The sequence below is a fragment of the Mediterraneibacter sp. 210702-DFI.3.120 genome, from assembly GCF_020561005.1.
GTDB classification, from domain to species: domain Bacteria; phylum Bacillota; class Clostridia; order Lachnospirales; family Lachnospiraceae; genus Mediterraneibacter; species Mediterraneibacter faecis.
In genome coordinates, this window is the sequence record NZ_JAJCNG010000010.1 from 72,952 (window position 1) to 92,018 (window position 19,067).

General features: G+C 42.3%; 13 protein-coding genes. 10 read left to right on the forward strand and 3 right to left on the reverse strand.

Annotated features, from left to right (window positions below; all coding sequences use genetic code 11):
* Positions 1 to 154 precede the first annotated feature (154 nt).
* The 6 genes from LI162_RS07150 to thrS all read left to right on the forward strand — a co-directional run bounded on the left by LI162_RS07150 (position 155) and on the right by thrS (position 8,617).
* A complete protein-coding gene (locus LI162_RS07150) occupies positions 155 to 877 on the forward strand; it encodes an HAD family hydrolase (RefSeq protein WP_054752274.1) in 723 nt (240 codons plus the stop codon).
* 283 nt (positions 878 to 1,160) lie between these two features.
* Complete coding sequence (locus LI162_RS07155; protein WP_055147592.1) at positions 1,161 to 2,534, forward strand: PhoH family protein; 1,374 nt, start codon at positions 1,161 to 1,163, stop codon at positions 2,532 to 2,534.
* A complete protein-coding gene (locus tag LI162_RS07160) occupies positions 2,489 to 3,193 on the forward strand; it encodes an HD domain-containing protein (protein ID WP_054752276.1) in 705 nt (234 codons plus the stop codon). The genes LI162_RS07155 and LI162_RS07160 overlap by 46 nt, the downstream gene beginning before the upstream one ends.
* Before the next feature lie 18 nt (positions 3,194 to 3,211).
* A complete protein-coding gene (ppk1, locus tag LI162_RS07165) occupies positions 3,212 to 5,314 on the forward strand; it encodes a polyphosphate kinase 1 (protein WP_055166534.1) in 2,103 nt (700 codons plus the stop codon).
* Positions 5,311 to 6,222 (forward strand): magnesium transporter CorA family protein, encoded by a 912-nt coding sequence (locus tag LI162_RS07170; protein ID WP_020436887.1) that lies wholly within the window; start codon positions 5,311 to 5,313, stop codon positions 6,220 to 6,222. Before ppk1 ends, LI162_RS07170 begins: the two co-directional genes overlap by 4 nt.
* 442 nt (positions 6,223 to 6,664) lie before the next feature.
* Positions 6,665 to 8,617, forward strand: a complete 1,953-nt coding sequence (gene thrS / locus LI162_RS07175; protein WP_020436888.1) for a threonine--tRNA ligase — start codon at positions 6,665 to 6,667, stop codon at positions 8,615 to 8,617.
* Between the two features lie 85 nt (positions 8,618 to 8,702).
* Here the strand turns inward: thrS and LI162_RS07180 are convergent, their stop codons facing one another.
* On the reverse strand, positions 8,703 to 10,427 hold the full coding sequence (locus tag LI162_RS07180) for an ABC transporter ATP-binding protein (protein ID WP_015529540.1): 1,725 nt from the start codon (positions 10,425 to 10,427) through the stop codon (positions 8,703 to 8,705).
* Positions 10,428 to 10,574: 147 nt separating this feature from the next.
* Between LI162_RS07180 and LI162_RS07185 the strand changes: the two genes are divergently transcribed.
* Both LI162_RS07185 and LI162_RS07190 read left to right on the forward strand, forming a co-directional pair.
* Positions 10,575 to 11,516, forward strand: coding sequence for a tRNA dihydrouridine synthase (locus LI162_RS07185; protein WP_020436889.1), 942 nt, complete (start codon positions 10,575 to 10,577; stop codon positions 11,514 to 11,516).
* Between the two features lie 23 nt (positions 11,517 to 11,539).
* Positions 11,540 to 12,115 carry a phosphatase PAP2 family protein gene (locus tag LI162_RS07190; protein ID WP_020436890.1) on the forward strand — a complete coding sequence of 192 codons (576 nt, stop codon included), beginning with the start codon at positions 11,540 to 11,542 and terminating at the stop codon, positions 12,113 to 12,115.
* Between the two features lie 119 nt (positions 12,116 to 12,234).
* Here LI162_RS07190 and LI162_RS07195 read toward each other — a convergent pair whose 3' ends face one another.
* Together LI162_RS07195 and LI162_RS07200 are read right to left on the reverse strand one after the other, a co-directional pair.
* The gene (locus tag LI162_RS07195; protein ID WP_015529543.1) at positions 12,235 to 13,851 is read right to left on the reverse strand and encodes a CTP synthase; all 1,617 of its coding nucleotides are present in this window, start codon (positions 13,849 to 13,851) and stop codon (positions 12,235 to 12,237) included.
* Positions 13,852 to 14,122: 271 nt separating this feature from the next.
* Positions 14,123 to 15,598 carry a DUF1846 domain-containing protein gene (locus LI162_RS07200; RefSeq protein ID WP_227156171.1) on the reverse strand — a complete coding sequence of 492 codons (1,476 nt, stop codon included), beginning with the start codon at positions 15,596 to 15,598 and terminating at the stop codon, positions 14,123 to 14,125.
* Positions 15,599 to 15,844: 246 nt separating this feature from the next.
* Here LI162_RS07200 and ftsH point away from each other — a divergent pair, with 246 nt between their 5' ends.
* Both ftsH and LI162_RS07210 read left to right on the forward strand, forming a co-directional pair.
* Positions 15,845 to 18,031, forward strand: coding sequence for an ATP-dependent zinc metalloprotease FtsH (ftsH, locus tag LI162_RS07205; protein WP_196019996.1), 2,187 nt, complete (start codon positions 15,845 to 15,847; stop codon positions 18,029 to 18,031).
* 301 nt (positions 18,032 to 18,332) lie between these two features.
* On the forward strand, positions 18,333 to 19,046 hold the full coding sequence (locus tag LI162_RS07210) for an HAD family hydrolase (protein ID WP_015529546.1): 714 nt from the start codon (positions 18,333 to 18,335) through the stop codon (positions 19,044 to 19,046).
* Positions 19,047 to 19,067: the final 21 nt, after the last annotated feature.

The window sequence follows — 19,067 nt, forward strand, 5'->3', positions numbered from 1 at the left end:
AGTGGCATGTTCTGAATGATAATTTGCTTGATAGAAGGAAATATATGAGAGTATAATGTTACTATTATGATAAAAAGGGCTTATTCTATGACCGACATTATAAGAGTCATCAGCAATCAGAGAAGAGCACAAAGATTGAAAGAAGGAGAAAAAGATGGCGATTAAACATATTTTATTTGACTTAGACGGAACACTTTTACCGATGGTACAGGACGAATTTGTCCGTTTTTATATGCCGCTTCTTGCAAAGGCATATTTGAAGAAAGGCGTGGAAATGGATCCAAAAGGATTCATTGGTGCAGTATGGAAAGGCTATGAGGCGATGGTGAAAAATGATGGTTCCAGAACAAACCGAGAGGCATTCTGGAGTTATATTGATGAATTCCTGCCGCTTTCTGTAGAAGAATCAGAGGCAATCGCAGATGCATTTTATGAGGATGAATTCAATCAGGCCAAGTGTACGACACAGCCGACACCACTTTCAGATATGGTTATAAAAGAGGCGAAGAAGAAAGGCATTGAAGTTTATCTTGCAACGAACCCGATCTTTCCAAGATGTGCAACAATGAATCGTATCGACTGGGCGGGACTGGATCCGGAAGATTTTAAGATTATTACAACATATGAAGATCATGTATATTGTAAGCCAAATCCGGAATATTTCCGTCAAATTTTGGAACAGTTTGAGCTTGATCCGTCAGAGTGTCTGATGGTTGGAAATGACGTGGAGGAAGATCTTGCGATCCGTGCGCTTGGAGTTCCTGTATTTCTTATCACAGATACGATGGAGAATAAGAAAAACCTTCCGATCGACTCCGAATATCAGGGCTCGATGGAAGAGTTACTGGAATTTGTAAAAGAATTGCCGGAAGTGTAAGAGCGCGGTGAGAATGTAAAATAAGAATGAAAGATAATCGTTTAATATTGCGAAACACCTTGAGGAGGTATTAGTAAAAAATCTCTTCAAGGTGTTTTGTGTTTATAGGAAGCTGAAAACAAGCGTAAGAAAGGCGCAATAGAGAAATTTGTTTTACATGGATTTAACATAAATCATATCAGAATGTAAAGCAGCATTTGTAAAATAGAACGGAAAAATGGAAAAGAATGTTGTCAGCTTTGTATTTAAGATGACAACAAAGACTCAGAGAGGGCATTATTATATGATTAAAATTTATGTGATGGATACCAATGTTCTGATTCAGTCCCCAAATGCGCTTTTTAGTTTTGAGGATAATCTGGTCGTTCTCCCGATGGTTGTATTGGAAGAACTTGATCATTTGAAAAAAGCAGATGGCGAGACAGGAGCCAATGCAAGAAAATGTATCCGTCTGCTTGAAGAACTGCGTCAGAAGGGGAATCTTCTGGAGGGTGTATCCCTTGAGAATGGAGGAATCTGCTGGGTTGAAAAGAATTTTGTAGATGTTGAACTTCCGGTAGATTTATCTCTGGAGGTCGCAGATAACAGAATCTTAAAGGTTTGCCTTGGATTAAAGAAATCAAGAAAAGAACAGGTTGTTCTTGTGACGAAAGATATCCTGCTTCGAATTAAAGCACAGGTGTTGGATCTGTGTGCAGAAGATTTTATTTCCGAGCAAGTGATAGCTCATGACAGACAGTATACCGGAAGATGTGAAGTTTATGCACCGGATGAATTGTTTAAGGATTTTAAGAAAAAGGGAATACCGGTGGATGAAGTTTATCAATTAGATGAGAATGAGAAAGCATTTTGTCCTAATCTTTTGGAAAATCAGTTCGTGATCATTAAATCAGATCAGGCAAGAAAGAAGACACATCTTGGAAGAGTGGAGCATGGAATCCTTCGGAAACTGGAATTTAAAAAGAGTTCTCCGTATGGAATTTCTCCAAGAAATGCAGGACAGTATTTCTTACAGGAAGCTTTGATGCAGCCAGCAGAGAAAGCACCGCTTGTTATTGTCAAAGGAATGGCCGGAACAAGCAAGACATTTTATTCTCTTGCAGTAGGTCTGGAAAAATTGATGAATCATCCGACAGGCGAATACAGAAAGATTCTTGTCTGTAGACCGAATGCGCAGTTTGACGAAGGAATCGGATTCCTTCCGGGAGATGAACAGGAAAAGATTTCTCCGTTGATGCGCCCGGTCCTTGATAACCTGGAGCAGTTGCTTGATTCGAATGAGGACGAGCGTTATAAAGACGAAGAGGTATTGCGGGATAAAGTGGAGGAAATTTATTCCAGAGGTTTCATTCAGGCAGAGGCACTAAATTTTATCCGTGGCCGGTCGATCGTCAAGACGTATCTGATCATTGATGAAGCGCAGAATACAACGCCGGATCAGATCAAAGGCATTATCACAAGAGCAGGAAAGGATACGAAGATCATTCTTTTAGGAGATCCGAATCAGATAGACCGTCCGTTCCTGGATGAGAGAACCAATGGTCTGAGTTATGCGGCAGAACATATGAAAGGAAGTCCATTGTGCTGGCAACTGACGATGACAGCAGAAGAATGCGAACGTTCAGAACTTGCAATGGAGGCAGTAAAAAGACTTTGAAAACAACATATAAAGAGATTCGGGAGATAGAAGAAATAAATCTGTTGATCGAACAGGGAAATGCTACTTTAAAAGAGCTTGGATATACAGAACATTCCAAAAAACATGCCGCAAAAGTATCAGATACTGCAGGCAAGATTCTGACAGAGCTCGGATATGGAAAACATAAGATTGAACTTGCAAGAATCGCAGGTTATATGCATGACATCGGAAATAGTATTAACAGGCATGATCATGCACACAGCGGTGCACTGCTGGCATATCAGATATTAAAGGATACAGAGATGTCATTGAAAGATGTTCTGGTAATTATGACAGCAATCGGTCACCATGACGAGGCAACCGGAGATGCTGTGGATCCGGTATCAGCTGCACTGATACTGGCAGATAAGACAGATGTAAGACGAAACCGTGTACAGAATCCGGTTCCGGCAACATTTGACATACATGACAGGGTAAATTATGCAGCCCTGTCAACGAAGTTGACAATTCAAAAAGAGAAGAAAGTAATTCAGATGGAACTGGAGCTAGATGATGAAATCTGCACCGTTATGGATTATTTTGAAATCTTTCTGGAGCGTATGATCATGTGCAGAAGAGCGGCAGAACGCCTTGACTGTAAATTTAAGCTAATTGCAAATGGCAACAAAATGTGTTAAAGGATGGAGAAAATTAAAATGAGTAATGTATACATGAACCGTGAATTATCCTGGTTGAAGTTCAATGAAAGAGTATTGGAGGAAGCAGAAAACCCGGAAGTACCGCTGTGCGAGCGTATGACATTTGTGTCAATCTATCAGAGTAATCTGGATGAATTCTTCCGTGTGCGTGTCGGATCACTTCAGGATCAGATGCTGATCAGTACAGAGATCAGAGAGAATAAGACAAAGATGACTTCAGCAGAACAGATCCGTGCAATCATTAAAGAAGTTAAGAAGCTGAATCAGAGAAAAGATAAGGCTTATGAGAAGCTGATGAAGAAGATTGAAGAGTACGGAATTACATTGATTAATCATGCTTCTGCAAAATCAGAGGAGAAAAAATTTCTTGAGAAGTATTTTATGAAGGAGATCATGCCTTTAAGTTCACCGACAATCGTCGGCAAGAGACAACCATTTCCTTTCTTAAAAAATGGAGAAATTTACGCAGTCGTTGTTCTTGAGACGAGAAATAAGAAGGAAAGAATCGGAATCATTCCATGCTCCAACAATATGCTGACAAGAATGGTTGAACTTCCCGGTGGAAAAGGAAGATATATGCTCATTGAAGATCTGATTCTTCATTATATTGGCAAAGTCTTTAAGGGATACAAGGTAAAGGGGAAATCTTTATTGAAGGTCGTAAGAAATGCGGATATCGATGCCGATGCGGCTTATGATGAGGATCTTGATTATCGTGAGTTTATGGAAGATCTGATGAAGCAGAGAAAGAAACTCTCTCCGGTGCGTATTGATCTTTCCAGAGAGATGGATGAAACTGTTGTAGACGCATTGTGCAGATACCTGGATGTAACTCCGGATAGAGTATTCCGTAGTGAAGCACCACTGGATGTTTCTTTCGTGTTCCAGCTTCAGGATCTTCTGCGCAGAAATACAGAGCTCTTCTATGAAAAGCGCGTGCCGCAGAAGAGTCCGGAATTCAAGGATGGACAGAGCATTTTACAGCAGATCACACAGGAAGACAAGCTGTTATCCTATCCTTATGATTCTATCAGACCTTTCCTGAAAATGCTGACAGAAGCAGCAGAGGATGACAGTGTCATTTCCATTAAGATGACATTGTACCGACTGGCAAAACAGAGTAAGGTCATCGAGGCACTTTGCGAGGCGGCAGAGAATGGAAAAGAAGTAGTTGTTCTCGTAGAGCTTCGTGCACGTTTTGATGAGGAGAATAATATCCGCTGGTCCAGAATGCTCGAAGAGGCCGGATGCCAGATCATCTACGGACTGGAGCATTATAAAGTACACTCCAAGCTGTGCCTGATCACACGCAGAGGGGAAAATGGAATCCAGTACATCACACAGATCGGAACAGGAAACTACAACGAGAAGACCGCAAGACTTTATACAGACTTCTCTCTTATGACAGCGAATGAGCAGATTGGAATGGATGCCGCAAGAGTTTTCCAGGCACTGGCTAAAGGTGAAGTAGTTGAAGATATGGAACATTTACTCGTTGCACCAAAATGCCTTCAGTCTAAAGTGATCGAGAAAATCGAGGAACAGATCCAGAAACAGAAAAATGGAGAGACTGCATACATCGGCCTGAAAATGAATTCTCTGACAGATAAGCGTATCATTGATAAATTAATCGATGCGTCTAAGGCTGGTGTGAAGATTGACATGATCGTCAGAGGTATCTGCTGTCTGATCCCAGGTGTGGAAGGTGAGACAGAGAATATTCATGTGATCAGTGTTGTCGGAAGATTCCTGGAACATTCCAGAATCTATATCTTCGGAAATGGAGAAGAGGCACAGTATTATATCGGATCTGCTGATTTCATGACACGAAATACAGTGAAGCGTGTAGAGGTTGCAGCGCCGGTTTATTCTGAACGATTAAAGAAACGTCTGCAGGATTTTTTTGATCTGATGTTAAGTGATAACAAAAAAGCACGAAAGGAGGATGCAAAAGGAGCCTATTCTGTGGTAGAATGTAAGGGACAGCCAATTAACTCACAGGAACTTCTTTACCAGGAAGCCTATGCGAAAGCAGCAGTGAACAGTAGTAATCAGTTGGAGGCGGCTGTACAACAGACAGAAAATAAGGTGATAGAATGATCTATAAATTCGGGGAACGTCTGACAGAGATCAGTCAGGAAGAATGGGAGAAAGAAAAGTGTCCTGCTGTGTTCCTCACAGATTCCAATCATGCGGAGGAGACATTGGCAACAGCAGGGATCATATATGAAAGTGAGATCCAGATTGCAAAGATCGGATTCTGTAAGATTGAGAATCAGCAGGAATGTATGGTAGGAACTTTCTGCATTCCAAAGCTTCTTGATGTATTAGGAAGCAGATACCGAATGTACATGTTTGTAAATGAAAATAATGTTGTTATCGTAGATGACGAGACATTTTCAGAGCGGCTTATTAGTAGGATTAAGAGGAAACGAATGCATCAGGGTGAGACGAAAGAGAGATTCCTCTATAATTACATAGCAGAATTCATGAGTAGGGATCTGGAGATCCTTGTGGCCTATGAGCGTAGACTTCTTCGTATGGAAGAGGATGTGTCCCAGGATCATACAGATACGATCCAGAACCGACTGATGCCGATCCGGAGGGAACTTCTGAATCTGAGAAGCTATTATGATGAGATGATGGACTTGACAAAAGAGCTTGAAGAGAACGAGAATGGATTGTTTTTGAATGATCAATTGAAATACTTCGGAACACTTACTGACCGTGCAGACCGTCTGATGAGCCGTACTTCTCATCTGTTGGAATATGCCCGTCAGGTAAAGGAGGCTTACCAGTCTCAGATTGATAATAGACAGAATAACAACATGCAGTTTTTAACAGTGATTTCTACGATTTTCTTCCCACTGACATTGATCACGGGATGGTTTGGAATGAACTTCAAAGATATGCCTGGACTTGAAAATGGATATCCGGCGGTAATGGCACTTAGTATTGTCATTATCGTGATCTGTATTTTGATCTTCAAGAAAAAGAAGATCATCTAAAAAACTGAAAAAACTGTAAAAATAGCGTTGACAATCCTCGATTGAATGCTATAATGATGGTCAGAAGAAGTTAAGGATTATAAAGCAACATAGTTCTTAGCCGATAACACGATGACGAGACGAGTAGGATGTGGAATGTTACAGAGAGAGATACATTTGCTGGAAGTATCTTAGCAGGAATCATTTGAAGACTACCTCTGAGTGGCCCCAATCCGGTCCGGTGATTCCGTTATAATCATGAATGAAGTGGTTTTAAAGCAGTACATTTACTGTGATCTTGAAAACAAAAAGGGTGGAACCGCGGATAGTAAAGTAATTGATAATCAGACTTTATCCGTCCCTTGCATGTGAGTGCAGGGGATAGATAGAGTCTTTTCTTTTTCCATAGAATCCCCGAATGAAAGCATGCATAGTTACTTGAAGAAAATAGGAGGAAGCGAAAATGATTATTACATTAAAAGATGGATCAAAAAAAGAATATTCAGAAGCAAAGTCAGTGATCGACGTTGCATTTGACATCAGTGAAGGACTTGCACGCGCAGCCTGTGCAGGAGAAGTAGATGGAGAGGTTGTAGACCTTCGTACAGTTCTTGATAAAGACTGTGAACTGAACATCCTTACAGCAAGAGATGAGAAGGGACTGGCAGTACTTCGTCACACAGCATCCCACGTAATGGCAGAAGCAGTTCAGACACTTTTCCCAGAGGCAAAGGTTGCAATCGGACCTTCTATTGATACAGGATTTTACTATGATTTCGAATGTCAGTCATTTTCAAGAGATGACCTTGACGCTATCGAAAAAGAAATGAAGAAGATTATCAAAAAAGGCGCAAAGATCGAAAGATTTACAAAATCAAGAGAGGATGCGATTGCATTTTTCAAAGAGAAAAATGAGCCATACAAGGTTGAACTGATCGAGGATCTTCCGGAAGGAGAAGAGATTTCCTTCTATTCTCAGGGAGACTGGGTTGACTTATGTGCAGGCCCGCACCTGATGAGCACAAAGGGAATCAAAGCATTCAAGCTGTTATCATCTTCAGGAGCTTACTGGAGAGGTGATGAGAACAAGCATATGCTGACACGTATTTACGGTACAGCTTATGCAACAAAGGATGAACTGAAAGAGCATCTGACACAGTTAGAGGAAGCAAAGAAACGTGACCATAATAAACTTGGTCGTGAGATGAAGCTTTTCACAACGGTAGATGTAATCGGACAGGGACTTCCGCTGATCATGCCAAACGGTGTTATTATCATGCAGGAACTGCAGCGCTGGATTGAAGATGAAGAGGCAAAACGTGGATATATCCGTACAAAGACACCACTTATGGCAAAGAGCGATCTTTATAAAATTTCCGGACACTGGGATCACTATAAAGAAGGAATGTTCGTTTTAGGAGATGAGGAGAAAGATAAAGAAGTATTTGCTCTTCGTCCGATGACATGTCCATTCCAGTATTATGTATACAAAGCAGAGCAGCACAGCTACCGTGATCTGCCACTTCGCTACGGTGAGACATCTACACTGTTCCGTAACGAGGATTCCGGAGAGATGCATGGTCTGACACGTGTTCGTCAGTTCACGATCTCTGAGGGACATTTAGTAGTAAGACCAGATCAGATGGTAAAAGAGTTCAAAGATTGTATCGCACTTGCACAGTATTGTCTGCAGGTTCTCGGAGTAGAAGAGGATGTAACATATCACCTTTCTAAATGGGATCCAACAGATACTAAGAAATATATTGGAGCACCGGAAGTATGGGAAGAGACAGAAGGTCATATCCGTACAATGCTTCAGGAACTCAACATTCCATTCGCAGAGGATGTCGGAGAAGCAGCATTCTACGGACCGAAGGTTGATATCAATGCGAAGAACGTATATGGTAAGGAAGACACAATGATCACAATCCAGTGGGATGCGCTTCTTGCTGAGCAGTTTGATATGTACTATATCGATGAGAATGGTGACAAACAGCGTCCGTACATCATCCACCGTACATCTGTGGGATGCTACGAGAGAACACTGGCATGGCTGATCGAGAAATATGCAGGAATGTTCCCAACATGGCTGTGTCCGGAGCAGGTTCGTGTGATTCCGATTTCTGATAAATACAATGATTATGCAGCGAAAGTGGAAGCACAGCTTAAAGAAGCTAATATCCGCTGCTCAGTAGATGGACGTTCCGAGAAGATGGGATACAAGATCCGTGAGGCTCGTCTGAACAGAGTTCCATATCTCTTAATTGTTGGAGCGAAGGAAGAGGAAGAGCAGAAAGTATCTGTAAGAAGCAGATATCTTGGAGATGAAGGTTCTAAGGATCTTGGAGAATTCATCGAAGCAATCAAGGATGAGATTGCAAAGAAAACAATCCGTAAGATTGAAGTAGAAGAGTAAGAATAGTTACCCGAAACAACAAAAATAAGAATCTCCCGAAGAAGTTCAAGTATGAAAATACTGATTTCTACGGGAGATTCTTATTTTATGCCATGTTGTAATATCCGGCATAAATACCATTTTTCTCAAGCAGAGTTTCATGTGTTCCGCGCTCTGCGATACCATTTTCTGTAATAACAATAATCTCATCTGCATTTTTGATCGTGGACAGACGGTGTGCGATTGTGATGGTCGTTCTGTTCTTGGACAGTTCTTCCAGACTGTGCTGGATCCAGCGTTCACTCTCGTTATCAAGAGCACTGGTTGCTTCATCAAGGATCAGGATCGGTGGATTCTTTAAGAAGACACGGGCAATCGAGATACGCTGTTTCTGACCACCGGAAAGTCTTGCGCCGCGCTCGCCGACGAATGTATCGTACTGATCAGGCAGTTCCATGATAAAGTCATGGATGTTTGCACATTTTGCTGCTTCGATGATTTCTTCTTCTGTCGCATCCGGCTTGCCATAGGCAATGTTGTCGCGGATGGAACCGGAGAAGAGGTAGACATCCTGCTGAACGACACCAATCTGGCTTCTAAGACTCTTCAATGTAAGAGAGCGGATATCCTGTCCGTCTACTGTGACGCGTCCGCCAGTTACGTCGTAGAAGCGAGGCAACAGGGAACAGATTGTTGTCTTTCCACCGCCGGATGGACCGACCAATGCAACTGACTTCCCAGCAGGAATCTCGATCGATACGTGAGAGAGAACAGTCGTTTCATCGTCGCTGTAATGGAAGGAGACATCTTCGTAGCAGACACGGCCTTTCACATCTTTGAGTTCTACTGCATCCGGTGCATCCTGAATCTCAGGTTCGGTTTCCATAACATCAAGGAAACGGCGGAAACCGGAAAGCCCTTTCTGCATCATTTCCATCAGCTCTACGAGAATCTGGATCGGGCTGATAAAGATTCCGATATAAAGAGCATACATCGCAAGATCAGCAGCTGACATTTCATTGTTGGCAATCAGATAGCCGCCGTATACAAGTGTGACTAGATACATCATTCCCTGGAAAAAGAGATTGGAGCTCATGAATTCGCCCATGCATCTGTAATTGTCTTTCTTGGAGACAAGGAAGGCGTGATTGCTCTTCTGGAATTTTTCCTTTTCGATCTCTTCATTTGTAAAAGACTGGACAACGCGGATCCCGGATAAAGTATCTTGAAGGCTCGCATTGACATCACCGATTTTTTTTCTGTTTTCCATAAAGGTGCGCTGCATCTTCTGATTCTGTCGGAAAGAGAAGAGGAACATCAAGATCACAAGTACGATCAGCGGAAGAGCCAGCTTCTTATTAATTAAGAAAAGGAAAATAAAGGATCCGACGATCTTAACTAATGAGATAAATAAGTTCTCCGGGCCATGGTGTGCAAACTCGGAAATGTCGAACAGGTCACTGACCAGCTTACTCATCATCTGACCGGAGTTGTTCTGACTGTAATAGGAAAAGGACAGCTCTTCATAGTGTTCGAAGAGTTCCTGACGCATATCCCGCTCCATCTTAGCGCCCATGATATGTCCCTGACAGCTGACATAATATTTGCAGAAGCTTTGGATGACATACATCATAAAGAGTCCGATCGCAATCCACGGAAGCGCCTGCAGGATAATTGCTTTATCCTGAGTAAAAAGTGTCTTGGTCGCACTTCGTAGAATCTGCGGATAAGCAAGATCCACAAGACTGATAATGGCTGCACAGAGAAGGTCAATAAAAAAGACCGTTTTGTATGGGCCATAGTAGTGGATGAATTTTTTTAGTGTATTCATAAACAAATAAATCCTCCTTCGTATTTTTTCTTATATACATTAGTTTAGCATAAGTAAATATTCTTGACAAGAAAGTCGGGGTATGATAAAAATGTTATTACTGTTAAAAACAATGCAAAGAAGTGGAAAAAGTCAGGAGAACGATCAATGAATTTATATCTTGCCCCATTGGAGGGGATCACAGGACATATTTATAGAAATGCATTACATCAGTGCTTTGACGGATTCGATAAGTATTTTATTCCGTTTATCAGTCCGAATCAGAAAGGACATTTCAGCACAAGAGAGAAGAAGGATGTGATGCCGGAGCATAATCAGGGAATGTATGCAGTGCCGCAGATTCTTACGAATAACGTGGAAGATTTCTTGTGCACAGCTCAGAAACTTGGAGATTACGGATATAAAGAAGTGAACCTGAATCTTGGATGTCCGTCTCGAACTGTTGTGACGAAGGGAAGAGGAGCGGGATTTTTGGATGAGCCACAGAAGCTGGATCGATTTCTGGATGCGGTTTTTGAGAAATGTAATCTGGAAATCTCAATCAAAACAAGAATCGGAATGGAAGATCCGGAGGAGTTTGAGACAATCCTTCCTATCTATAATAAATATCCGCTGAAGGAGCTGATCATTCATCCGCGTGTGCAGAAGGAGTTCTATAAGAACACACCAAAGCTTGATACATATGCATGGGCAGTGGAACATAGCGAACATCCGCTTTGCTATAATGGGGATATCTGTTCTGTGGAGGACATGGAACAGTTGAAAATAAGATTTCCACAGACAGATACTGTGATGATGGGGCGCGGCGTGCTGGCTGATCCGGCACTTGGAAGAAAGCTAAAAGGCGGAAGTGCCGCAACGATAGAAGAGCTAAAGAAATTCCATGATGTTCTCTATGCGGCATATTGTGAAGAAATGTCAGGAGACCGAACGATTCTTTATAAGATGAAAGAAATGTGGTTCTATCTTCATCCCATCTTTACAGATGGAAGGAAGTATTTCAAGAAGATTAAGAAATGTGAGAAATGTGTAGTATATGAATCTGTAGTGAAGGAATTGTTTTTGAAAGAAACCGTTCTGGGAAAATGATTTGAAAGAGGTGAAAAAAGGAAATGGACACTATTTTACAATTAGATCAGAACATTCTGCTTTTTATTCAAGAATATATCCGTCATGACTGGATGGACTGGTTCTGGAAAGGGATCACGCATCTTGGAGATTTTGGAATCTTCTGGATTCTTCTAACGATTGTTCTACTGATTCCTAAGAAGACGAGGAAGGCAGGGCTTGCATCAGCGCTTGCACTTATTATAGGAACACTGATCACAAATGTGGCGATAAAGAATGTGGTTGCCAGAATAAGACCGTATGAAGTGATACAGGAATTAGATCTTATGATTGAGAAACAGAAGGATTTTTCCTTCCCTTCCGGTCATACATGTGCATCTTTTGCATCAGCATTTGCAATCTACAAGTGCAAGGAAGTGTTTCCGAAGAAATGGAGAACTGCGGCAATGGTATTGGCTACTTTGATCGCATTATCGAGATTATATGTAGGGGTACATTATCCGACCGACGTTCTCGGCGGATTGATCGTCGGACTATTCTCGGGCTGGGCAGGATGGAAGATTGAAGAGCTGATCATGAAAAAGAGAGCAGAGAAAAAGAAATCTGCTGATAATAAGTGAAGGACAGGAATTTAAGAATCTGTCGTCAGATAGAAAAAGGATTTGATTCATCTGGGTTTTGCCAGATACGATCAAATCCTTTTTTGAGTCCACTTTAGAGTGTGACTTTTAAAATTTTGCTATTTATTTTTCTCTTTCTGATTCTCCAGTGCAGCTTCAACGAATCCCTTGAACAGTGGATGCGGTCTGTTTGGTCTGGATTTCAGCTCCGGATGCGCCTGAGTTGCGATAAACCATGGATGAGAAGGAATCTCAACCATCTCTACAATACGGCTGTCCGGTGAAAGTCCGCAAAGGGACATTCCGTTTTCTTCAAGAACTTCACGGTAGTCATTGTTTACTTCATAACGATGACGATGACGCTCTTCAATCTCTTTCTTTCCATACAGTTTATAAGCAAGGGAGTTGTCTTTAAGTACACATGGATAAGAACCAAGTCTTAAAGTACCACCAATATCTTCAATACCAATCTGATCGGACATGATGTGGATGACCGGATGAGTTGTATCTGGATTGAGTTCCATGCTGTGTGCGTCTTTGTAACCGATGACATTTCTTGCAAATTCAACGATAGACAGCTGCATACCAAGGCAGAGACCAAGGAACGGAACGTTGTGTGTACGGGCGTATTTGATCGCTGTGATCTTACCTTCTACACCACGATGGCCAAATCCACCAGGAACAAGAATACCGCTTACGTCAGAGAAGAGTTCTTCAGCATTTTCTTCTGTTACAGTTTCGGAATCGATCCATTTGATATTTACTGTTGTGTGTGTGTAAATTCCTCCGTGCTTTAACGCTTCTACAACACTGATGTATGCGTCATGAAGCTGGATATATTTTCCAACCAGTGCTACAGTCACTTCCTGTGTTGGATGACGAAGGTTTTCAACCATCTCAGTCCAGTCTGTAAGATCCGGTTCCGGGCAGTCAAGATGCAGAGACTCGCATACAACCTGTGCCAGATGTTCTTTCTCCATGGCAAGTGGTGCCTCGTAGAGATATTCTACGTCCAGGTTCTGAAGTACATGGTCAGCCGGGAGATTACAGAACAGAGAAATTTTGTTTCTCATTGCATCATCCAGTGGATATTCGGAACGGCAGACAATGATATCCGGCTGGATTCCCATTCCCTGAAGTTCTTTTACACTTGCCTGTGTCGGTTTTGTCTTCATTTCCTGAGATGCTCTTAAATAAGGAATCAGCGTAACATGGATCAGGATAACATTTTCTGCTCCGCGTTCATGCTGAAACTGACGGATGGATTCAAGGAAAGGCTGGCTTTCAATATCACCAACAGTTCCACCGACCTCAATGATAGCAATCTCAGTATCTGTTGCAGCCGGATTACGGTAGAAACGGCTCTTGATCTCATTTGTAATATGAGGGATTACCTGAACAGTTCCTCCACCGAAATCTCCGCGGCGTTCTTTCTGAAGAACGGACCAATAGATCTTTCCTGTTGTAACATTGGAATTCTTTGTCAGGCTTTCATCGATAAATCTTTCGTAATGACCAAGGTCAAGGTCAGTTTCTGCACCGTCATCTGTAACAAAAACTTCTCCGTGCTGTACTGGGTTCATTGTACCAGGGTCAATATTGATGTAAGGATCGAATTTCTGCATAGTTACAGTGTAACCACGCGCTTTCAAAAGTCGTCCCAAAGATGCAGCTGTAATTCCTTTTCCAAGACCGGATACAACTCCGCCTGTAACAAATACATATTTTACTGCCATAGTGTCTTTCCTCCTCCGTGAATAGTTGTTATCAAAAAAAATACTTTCCAAGTATACACCTATTCAGAAAAAAATTACAATACTTTTTTGATAAAAACATAGAAAAAAGATGGGATGAAGTGATTTTGACGAAGTAATGTAAAGAAGGAAGGCGAAAAAGCTTTGTAAAATGGGAGAAATGCAGAAAAAAACCTCTCAGACAGCAGGTGGTTATACCTGAAACCGCAGAGAGGTTTTTGTGATATCTTTCTGTATTGGTAAGGATTTGTCTTTAGCTTAAAATCTGACGTTCGTTCACAGCTTCACTTGTGAGCTGTACACCAAGTTTTTTAAATGTCTTGATATCAACACTTGAAAGCATTACGGAAGTATGAGCCTGGCATCCTTTCAGTTTTGGAAGCTGGGAGAGTGCAAGCTCAGCGATCGGATTGACAGCAGCACTTGCGGAAAGTGCAATCAGGATCTCGTCTGTGTGAAGACGAGGGTTCTTGCTGTTCAGGTAATCCACTTTCAATTTCTGAATCGGTTCAATTGCTTCCGGAGAGATGATATGGACATTGTGGTCGATGCCGGCAAGTTCCTTCAGTACGTTTACAAGAAGGGCAGCGCTCGCACCGAGCAGGTTGGAAGTTTTTCCGGAGATGATGCGTCCATCTTCAAGCTCCAGTGCGGCAGCAGGTCCGCCTGTCTGCTGAGCACGCTCCAGTGCTTTGACAGCAACTTTTCGGTCAGAAACAGTAATTCCTTCCATATTCATAAGAAGCTCGATCTTCTCAGCTTCCTTCTCAGAAGCATCACCTTTCAGAAGCGCATTGAGTGCTGCATAGTAGCGTCGGATGATCTCCTGGCGGGAAGCTTCACGGCAGGCTTCATCATCACAGATACAATTTCCGGCCATATTTACCCCCATGTCTGTAGGTGATTTGTATGGGCTGGAACCGTAGATCTTCTCGAAGATTGTATTTAAAACAGGGAAGATCTCTACGTCACGGTTGTAGTTTACAGTTGTTATACCATAAGCTTCAAGATGATATGGGTCGATCATATTTACATCGTTAAGGTCAGCTGTAGCAGCCTCATAAGCGAGGTTTACCGGGTGCTTCAGCGGCAGATTCCAGATAGGGAATGTCTCGAACTTCGCATATCCGGCTTCGATTCCGCGCTGGTGCTCCTGATATAACTGAGACAGGCAGACAGCCATCTTTCCACTTCCAGGTCCCGGAGCTGTTACAATAACAAGCGGATGTGAAGTCTCGATATAATCGTTCTTTCCGTAACCATTCTCACTGACAATCAGTGGAATGTTGGATGGATATCCCGGAATGTTGTAATGAATGTATACAGAGATTCCAAGGTTCTCAAGACGGTTCTTGAACAGAAGTGCACTTTCCTGTCCGGAGAACTGTGTGATTACTACACTTCCAACGAAAAGTCCCTGCTCACGGTAAGTACCGATCAGGCGGATCACGTCTGAATCATAAGTGATACCAAGATCCCCACGAATCTTATTCTTTTCAATGTCTTTTGCACTGATTGCAAAGACAATCTCAGCCTGGTCGCTGAGCTCCTTTAAGAGACGCAGCTTGCTGTCAGGTTCAAATCCCGGAAGTACACGGGAAGCGTGATAGTCATCAAAAAGCTTTCCACCGAATTCAAGATAGAGTTTGCCACCGAATTTTCCGATACGCTCGCGGATATGTTCGGACTGCATTTTCAGATATTTGTCATTGTCAAATCCAATTTTCATCATTTTATCTTCCTTACTATAAATTTTGCCGAACTGTTATTACTATTATTAACAGATAAATCTGTTATAAACAGGCATTACTTTTCTAGTATACTATGAAACGGCACGTTTTTACAATATTTTCATAATCTTTTTATTGATTTATGGAAAACCACTATTTATAATGGTAGGAAGTAGTTGTTTTTTTACAAATAAGGTAAAAGATTTGCTGGAAAATAACCACTATTTAAGTTTTGGAGGAAAAAAATGGAGAATAACAATAAAAACAAAGGCCCGAACAAGAACCGACAGGGTTGGGGAATTATTTTGTTCACTACCTTGGTGGTTACTTTTGTTGTTATGGGCCTATATTCTATGATGCAGGGCGGAAGCGCTTCTGAGATCAGCTATGATAAATTTCTGAAATTAGTTGATAATGGAAAAGTAGAGTCTGTCACATTTACCAATTCAAGGATCAATATCGTTTTGACAGATGACGCCAGAAAGGAAAAGGCAGAGGGAAAACTTACAGAAGTAAAGGATAATGAGAAAGCTTCTGCAGACCAGAGTGATAGTTCAGATTCTAAGGAAAGCGAAGATCAGGAAAATGTTATGGACAGTCTGCTTGGCCAGATCAGTCAGATGCAGGGTAGCTCCAAGAGCAAGGAACCGGATTATTACACAGGAAATGTATCAGATGACACACTTGTAAAGCGTTTAGATAAGGCAGGGGTAGAGTTTAAATCCCAGATTCCGGATACGGCAAGTTCACTGATCATGGATATCTTCATCACAGTGATCCTTCCGATCGTACTTCTTGTATTCATGTTTAATTTCCTTATGAAGAAGATGTCTAAGGGCGGCGGCATGATGGGAATCGGCAAGAGCAATGCCAAGATGTATATGGAGAAGCAGACAGGTGTGACATTCTTAGATGTTGCAGGTGAAGATGAAGCGAAGGAGTCCTTACAGGAAGTTGTTGATTTCCTGCACAATCCTGGAAAATATACAGGTATCGGAGCGAAGCTTCCGAAGGGAGCACTTCTTGTAGGACCTCCGGGAACAGGTAAGACACTTCTTGCGAAAGCAGTTGCAGGAGAGGCGAAGGTTCCGTTCTTCTCTTTGTCAGGATCTGCATTCGTAGAGATGTATGTCGGTGTAGGTGCTTCCCGTGTGCGTGACCTGTTCAAACAGGCACAGCAGATGGCTCCATGTATTGTATTTATCGATGAGATCGATGCAATCGGTAAGAGCCGTGACAGCGCACTTGGCGGTGGCGGTAATGACGAGCGTGAGCAGACATTAAACCAGCTTCTTGCAGAGATGGATGGATTCGATACGAATAAGGGACTACTTGTTCTTGCAGCAACAAACCGTCCGGAGGTACTTGATCCGGCGCTGTTGAGACCGGGACGTTTTGATCGCCGTATCATAGTAGATAAGCCGGATCTGAAAGGTCGTGTCGAGATTCTTAAGGTTCATGCGAAGGATGTTAAGATGGATGAGACAGTCAATCTGGAAGAGATCGCGCTTGCAACTTCAGGAGCAGTTGGATCAGATCTTGCCAATATGATCAATGAGGCTGCAATCACTGCAGTTAAGCATGGCAGACAAGTTGTCAGCCAGAAAGACCTCTTTGAGGCAGTGGAAGTTGTACTTGTAGGTAAAGAGAAGAAAGACCGTATCATGAGTGCAGAAGAGCGAAGAATCGTATCTTACCATGAAGTTGGACATGCGCTTGTCACAGCACTTCAGAAGAATACAGAACCGGTACAGAAGATCACAATCGTTCCTAGAACAATGGGAGCACTCGGTTATGTAATGCAGACACCGGAGGAAGAGAAGTTCTTAAATACGAAGAAAGAACTTGAAGCAATGATCGTTGTTGCACTCGGTGGACGTGCAGCAGAAGAGATTGTATTTGACACTGTTACGACAGGTGCATCGAACGATATCGAGCAGGCAACGAAGATCGCCAGAGCGATGATCACACAGTATGGTATGTCAGAGCGCTTTGGTCTGATGGGACTTGAATCTGTTCAGAGCCGGTACTTAGACGGTCGTGCAGTTCGTAACTGTGGAGAAGCGACAGCAGCGGAGATCGATGAAGAGATCATGAAGATGCTCAAAGCTTCCTATGAAGAAGCAAAACGCCTCTTAAGTGCGAACAGAGATGCTCTTGATAAGATTGCAGCCTTCCTGATCGAGAAAGAGACGATCACAGGTAAGGAATTCATGAAGATCTTCCGTGAAGTGAAGGGAATCCCTGAACCGGAAGAAGCAGATGGAGAAAAGAAAGAAGAGCAGGAGTCCGGAAGAATCCTGATGAAGCCGACAGAGGCACAAGCAGCAGAGCCAGAAACAGTGAAAGAACCGGAAACAGAAAAAGAGCCGGAAACACAGGCAACAGAAATACAGTCACAAGAAACGGTGGCAGAAGAAAAGTCAGAGTAAGAGCTGATGATCAATATTAAGAGTTTCGCAGATGGAGAGGAAAAGTCATTTGCGAAACTCTTTTTCTTTGATGAAAACATGTTATAATGAAATGAGGCAAAATGTGCCAGGGTATATCAGATGTGAGATGACTCCCATCTGATATAGCCTCCGGCAGGATTGCAGAGATGCGCAGAAGAAGTATGTCATGCATTGCATGACGCGCATCTCGCAGCAAGAATGCAGAGGCATTCTTGAATGCAAGGCACAGAAGATGCAAAACATCAATCAAGACAGTAGCAAAAAAACAGGAGACATTGGGATGACAAAAGCAGTATTTTTTGATATAGATGACACCATTTATGATTACATTGGAGCGCATAATAATACGATGCCGGTGATGAAAGAATGGGCATATGAGAATTTAGGCATAGCAAAAGAAGACTTGGAGAAATATGTTGCCGAGGCAAGAGTGAAGGCAGATGACAGAGCTGGAAGAGATTATGCGGTGAACCATAATCGCCTGGTGAGATTTCAGTGTATGCTGGAGACACTTGGAAAGCCGGTTTTCCCATATGCGTATGAGATGTATAATCTGTACTGGGATACATTGATCGATCAGATTATTCCATCTCCTGGAATTGAAGAGTTGATGAAAGAATTGAAACAGCGAGGCATTTATATCGGTATAGGATCCAATATGACTTCAGACGTCCAGTATCGGAAGATATTAAAGCTTGGATTAGGTAAGTATATTGATGGAATTGTGACAAGTGAAGAGGCTGGCGAGGAAAAACCGCATCGAAAACTTTTTGATCTCTGTGTTGAAAAAGCAGGAGTGATGGTGGAAGAAAGTATCTTTATCGGAGACAGCATCGCACATGATGTGACAGGAGCACAGAATATAGGAATGCCGGTGATCTTGTATCGGCCGAAGGAAAATGTGAATGAGATCGAGTGGCTTCAGACAGAGAAGGGAAAATGTCCGGTCATTGCACATTTTTCTCAGTTTTTTGAAGCAGAGAAGATGTTATAAGAAATGAAAAAGATGTAAAAG